7 protein-coding genes are annotated in these 5,233 nt (G+C 71.5%); 3 read left to right on the forward strand and 4 right to left on the reverse strand.

The genetic code is table 11. From position 1 onward, the window contains the following. Positions 1–766, reverse strand: a 766-nt coding sequence (locus WBA11_RS02350) for an FGGY family carbohydrate kinase (protein WP_424519123.1), incomplete at its 3' end; no start/stop codon positions are given. 111 nt (positions 767–877) lie between these two features. Here WBA11_RS02350 and xylA point away from each other — a divergent pair. The 3 genes from xylA to WBA11_RS02365 all read left to right on the forward strand — a co-directional run bounded on the left by xylA (position 878) and on the right by WBA11_RS02365 (position 3,519). Continuing rightward, the gene (gene xylA, locus WBA11_RS02355; RefSeq protein ID WP_424519124.1) at positions 878–2,047 is read left to right on the forward strand and encodes a xylose isomerase; all 1,170 of its coding nucleotides are present in this window, start codon (positions 878–880) and stop codon (positions 2,045–2,047) included. A gap of 237 nt (positions 2,048–2,284) precedes the next feature. Then, positions 2,285–2,488, forward strand: coding sequence for a hypothetical protein (locus WBA11_RS02360; protein ID WP_424519129.1), 204 nt, complete (start codon positions 2,285–2,287; stop codon positions 2,486–2,488). Then, positions 2,485–3,519 (forward strand): aldose epimerase family protein, encoded by a 1,035-nt coding sequence (locus WBA11_RS02365; RefSeq protein WP_424519125.1) that lies wholly within the window; start codon positions 2,485–2,487, stop codon positions 3,517–3,519. The genes WBA11_RS02360 and WBA11_RS02365 overlap by 4 nt, the downstream gene beginning before the upstream one ends. A gap of 195 nt (positions 3,520–3,714) precedes the next feature. Here the strand turns inward: WBA11_RS02365 and WBA11_RS02370 are convergent, their stop codons facing one another. The 3 genes from WBA11_RS02370 to WBA11_RS02380 form a co-directional block, all read right to left on the reverse strand. Beyond that, positions 3,715–4,470: a sigma-70 family RNA polymerase sigma factor gene (locus WBA11_RS02370; RefSeq protein WP_424519126.1), complete on the reverse strand. Its 756-nt coding sequence runs from the start codon at positions 4,468–4,470 to the stop codon at positions 3,715–3,717. 2 nt (positions 4,471–4,472) lie between these two features. Next, the gene (locus tag WBA11_RS02375) at positions 4,473–4,691 is read right to left on the reverse strand and encodes a hypothetical protein (RefSeq protein WP_424519127.1); all 219 of its coding nucleotides are present in this window, start codon (positions 4,689–4,691) and stop codon (positions 4,473–4,475) included. Beyond that, positions 4,688–5,233 (reverse strand): MinD/ParA family ATP-binding protein (locus WBA11_RS02380; RefSeq protein WP_424519128.1); only part of this gene is annotated, 546 nt, incomplete at its 5' end. The genes WBA11_RS02380 and WBA11_RS02375, both read right to left, overlap by 4 nt.

The following is a 5,233-nucleotide window of genomic DNA, read 5'->3' on the forward strand; positions in this document are numbered from 1 at the left end:
GCTCCAGGACGCCGAGCGACAGCGCGTTGTTGGGCTGGTCGCCGGCCCGGTACGCGACGGGCGTGCCGACCTCGAGGCCGAGGGCGAGCGCAGCGGCAGCGGTGAGCCGACCCTGGACGCCGAACGTCGGGACGCGCTCAGGGACGAGGTCCGCATCCAAGCCGTAGTGGTCCAAGACCTCGGTCGCGAGCCGGTCCTCGCGCATGTGCCACAGGACGGCCTCGCTCAGACCCGACGCCGTCGTGCGGGCGTCGCCGGTCATGCGATACGCGAGCCAATCGCCGGGCAGCATGGCGTGGCGAGCGGCGGCGTAGACCTCGGGCTCGTTCTCCCGGACCCAGGCCAGCTTCGAGGCCGTAAAGTTGCCGGGGCTGTTGAGGAAGTCGCGCAGGCACCGCCTCTCCCCCATCTCGCGGAACGCCTCGGCCCCGAGCCTCGCCGCGCGTCCGTCGCACCAGATGATCGACGGGCGGAGCGGCGCGTCGTCGCCGCCGGTCAGCACGAGCCCGTGCATCTGGTACGAGATCCCGATCCCACCGACGGCGGCGGCCTCGAGGTCGGCGTCCTCGAGGACGAGACGGACGGCGCGCTGGGTGTGGGTCCACCACGTCTCGGGGTCCTGCTCGGCCCAGCCGGGATGCGGCGCGTCGATGGTCATCTCGGAGGATGCTGGCGACTGCGCCGAGCCGAGCGCGCGGCCCGTCTCCGAGTCCGCGAGCGCGGCCTTGACGGACGAGCTCCCCAGGTCGATACCGAGCAGGATCATGCCGTGTCCGTCCTCGAAGGCGTTGCGAGCGAGAGGGTCAGGGTATTGACGCGGTACGAGCAGGGCAAGGCCTCGGCTTGCTAACCTGCGACCGCCTCCACTCCGCGCACCATGCCTCGCTATCAGCCCCAGCCCTCGGACCGGTTCACGTTCGGCCTGTGGACCGTCGGCCACGTCGGCCGCGACCCGTTCGGCGAGCCCACTCGAGACGCCCTCTCCCCGCCCGACATCGTCCGCCTCGTGGCCGAGGAGGGGGCGATGGGCGTCAACCTCCACGACAACGATTTGGTCCCGATCGACGCGAGCCCAGCCGAGCGCGACCGTATCGTGCGCGACTTCACGGCCGCCCTCGATGAGACCGGGCTCGCGGTCCCGATGGCGACGACGAACCTGTTCTCGGACCCGGCCTTCCGCGACGGCGCGTTCACCAACCCCGACCCCGCCGTGAGGGCGTTCGCGCTCCAGAAGACGATGGGCGCCATCGACCTGGGCGTCGAGCTCGGGGCCGAGACCTACGTGTTCTGGGGCGGCCGCGAGGGGACCGAGGCCGACGCCGGTCGCGATCCGCTGGACGGGCTCGAGTGGTTCCGCGAGGCGCTCAACTACCTGCTCGCCTACTGCGCCGACAGCGACTACGACCTGCGCTTCGCCTTGGAGCCGAAGCCGAACGAGCCGAGGGGCGACATCTTCCTGCCGACTGTCGGGTCGATGCTGGCGTTCATCGAGACCCTCGACGACCCAAGCCGCGTCGGCGTCAACCCCGAAGTCGCGCACGAGACGATGGCGGGCCTCAACTTCACCCACGCCGTGGCCCAGGCGTGGGGCGCGGGCAAGCTGTTCCACATCGACCTCAACGACCAGAACCCGGGCCGCTACGACCAGGACTTCCGGTTCGGCGCGCACAACCCGAAGGCCGCGTTCCACCTGGTCCGTTTCCTCGAGGGCGTCGGCTACGACGGGCCACTGCACTTCGACGCTCACGCGTACCGGACGAGCGACGCCCAAGACGTCAAGGCGTTCGCGGAGGGTTGCATGCGGACCTACTTGATCTTGAAGGAGAAGGCGGAGCAGTTCGCGCAGGATGACGAGATCCAGACCCTGCTCGCTGAGGTGACCGGCACCGACGATCCCGGGGGCGCGGGCTTGGCCGGCCCGTACTCGACGGACGGCGCGGCGGCGCTCCGCGCGCACGACTTCGACCGAGCAGCGCTGGGCCGTCGGGGACGGCCGTACGAGCGGCTCGACCAGCTCACCACCGACCTCCTCCTCGGCGTACGGTAACGCCCGGCCTCGAGGCGCACGCGGGCCACCTCGGGGACCTACACTCGCGCGCGCCACGTCGTGCATTCGAGCGCGCCACGTCGTGCATTCGAGCGCGCTACGTCGTGACCGAGAACGCCCGCGTCTGGGCGGCAGCGGACACGCTCCGCGCAGACGACAGCTTCGAGGTCGGAGGGTCGATGACTGAACGCCTCGCTCCGCGACGAGTATGAGATCAGCGGACCCGCGCTCGTCGAGATCGCCCTCGAGGGCGGCGCGTTGGGCGCGCGACTGACCGGCGCCGGCTTCGGCGGCTGTGTCGTCGCCCTGGCCGAGCCGGACCATGCCGATGCGCTCGCTGCCACCATCGCCGAGGCATATCGCAAACGCACCGCCCTCGAGGGCGCGACCTTCGTAGTCCGCGACAACCACCAAGCCTCCGTCGAGAGAGCGACCGCATGATCGAGCCCGGCCAGTACACCATCGGCGGACAGCGCTACGACGTCGTCGACCTCGAGGGCGGCGGGCTGCGCGCCCACGTTTGCACCCTGGGCGCCACCCTCGTGGGGCTGTGGGCGCCCAGCGCCCGCAACGGCGTCGCCGACGTGACGCTGGGCTACGACCGCATCGAGGACTACCTCCAAGACGCGGCCTACCTCGGCGCCGCCATTGGGCCGGTCGCCGGACGCATTCAGGGCGCCGCCTTCGAGGTCGACGGCGAGACGCACGACCTCGAGGCGAACGACGGCGACAACACGCTCCACAGCGGCCCGACGGGGCTCCACCGCCAGATCTGGCGCGTCGAGCAGCACGCCATCAACTACGTCACCTTAGCCGCCACCCACCCGGACGGCGCCGGCGGGTTTCCTGCGACCCTCGAGGTCCGGCTCACGCTCTCCCTCGTCCCGTCCGGCCGCGGCGGCGCGCTGCGCCTCGACTGGCTCGCGAGCACGTCCGCGCCGACGCCGGTCGCGCCGACCTACCACGCCTACTGGAACCTGAACGGCCACGACGCCGGCACCGTCCTGGACCACGTCGTCCAGTCCGACGCGGATCGCGTGGCCGTCCTCGAGGACGGCATGACGACGACCGGAGAGACGGCCCCCGTCGAGGGAACTCCGTTCGACGTGCGTACGCCAACCCGGCTGCGCGACCTCGAGGGCGCGGACCACCCCCAGATCGAGGTCGGCGACGGGGTCGACCACGACTGGCTCGTGCCGCCCGGGGGCCGGCAGGCGCCGATGCGACGCATGATGAGCGTGTGGTCGCACCAGCGCCGCCTCGACGTGTGGAGCACCGAGCCGGGCATCCACCTCTACACCGGCGGCACGCTCGAGGCGCTGGGCAAGGGGCGGACGCCGTACCGCGCGCACAGCGGGTTCGCCCTCGAGGCCCCGCCTCCGCCCGACGCCCAGCGCTGGCCCGGCTTTCCCGACACGATCCTCCGGCCCGGCGAGACGTTCCAGTCGAGGACCGAGTACGTGTTCTCGTGAGGCTCGTCGTCCCGGTGGGCGGCCGGGGTACGCGCTTGCGACCTCTCTCCCACACGACGCCCAAGGCGCTCCTTCCCGTCGTCGGGACGCCGGCCATCGCGCGGACGCCTCGTCCGCCGCTGCGTCGCCGCGTGCCGTCCTCGAGGCCAACGGCTCTCGCCGCTCGACGGCTGAGCGCGGTACCTCCGCTCGAGGCTACGCGGCGACGGTCTCGAGCTGCGTGCGGATCGAGAGCATCGCCTTGCCCAGAATCTGGGACACGCGCGCCTCGCTGACCTCGAACACGGACCCGATCTGGCGCAGCGTCAGCCCATCGTCGTAGTACATCCCGATCATCGCCCGCGTCCGCTGGGGCAGGCCCTCGATGACCGTCCGCACGCGGCCGACGGTGTGGTCGCGGTCGGCGTCGGAGAACCCGCTGCCGGCATTCGCGTCCGGGACCAGGTCGTGCAAGACGGACCCGTCCATGTCGCCGACCGGCGCGTCGAGGGAGAGCGAGAACCGCATCTGGGCCTCGGCCATCAAGCGGTCGTACGCGTCGAGGTCGATGCCCATCCGGTCCGCGACGTCGCGGTCGGCAGGCTCCGCGCCGAGCTCTTGGCGAAGGGTCTCCGTGATCCGACCGGACTCGGCCACTCGGCGGCGCTTGTCGAGCGACAACACGTCGAGCGAGCGGAGGTAATCAATGACCGATCCACGCACCCGGAGGTAGGCGTAGGTCATGAACGCCGCGCCGTTGTCCGGGTCGTAGGCGTCGAGGGCCTCGACCAAGCCGATCAAGCCCGCGCCCTCGAGGTCTTCTGAGCTCGCGAGCGGGTGGTCGGGGGCTGTCACCTTGCCCAGGATGGACCGGACGAGGGGGACGCCGGCCAAGACGGCCGCCTCGCGGTTCAAAGGCGTCGGGTCAGCGACGTAGCGCTCGACGAGGTTTTGGAGGTCTGGGCGTGCCACGGTCAGTCGGAGGTCGAGGGCTCAGGGATGGGCGTCGGAGTCGGCTTCGGCGGGGGAGCCATCAGGTGTCGCAGGGCGGCCACGCCGAGGGTGAGCGCGCCGTAGGCCACCAAGGCCACGCCACCCGAGACGGCGAGGTCGGACGGGCCGGGGGTGCCACGACCGAGCAGGACCAAGAGTCCAGCCAGAAGGGCGGCGGTGCGGGCGGTCCCATGTGTCATGGTGCGGGAGCGACCAGCGATCCGAGGTTGGCGACGAGTCCATCGAAGGAGGCCCGCAACCCAGGAGACCGCTCGATGGCCAGGGCCTGGTCTCGGACCGCGCCCCGGACGTGGGCGTCGTACGGGACGTAGCCGACTGGGACCGGCGCCTGGCCGAGAAACTGCTCAGCGAGAGCCCCGAAGCGCTCGGTCGTCTGCGCCGCATCGGCGTCGGTGTCGGCCGCGTTGACGAGGCAGAGGAACGGGTACGACGGCTCCTGCTGCCAGACCGTCTTGACGAGCGTGTAGGCGCCTCGGACGGAGGTCGGCTCGCCGACCAGGACCAGGAGCGCGGCGTCGGCGCGGTCGAGCGCCCAGCGGACCTCGGCGCCCATGCCGGACGGCGCGTCGATCACGACCACGTCGTGCAGGTGGGACGCGATCTGGACGGCCTCGTCAAGAGTGGCGCGGACGTCGCCCTCGAGGACGCCGTCGGGGGCCGTGCCCGCCGTGACGAGCGTGGCGCCGCAGGCCGTCGCGTGGAAGGCCCGGTCGAGCGGGAC

The organism is Rubrivirga sp., from assembly GCF_049648075.1.
In the GTDB taxonomy this organism is placed as follows: domain Bacteria; phylum Bacteroidota; class Rhodothermia; order Rhodothermales; family Rubricoccaceae; genus Rubrivirga.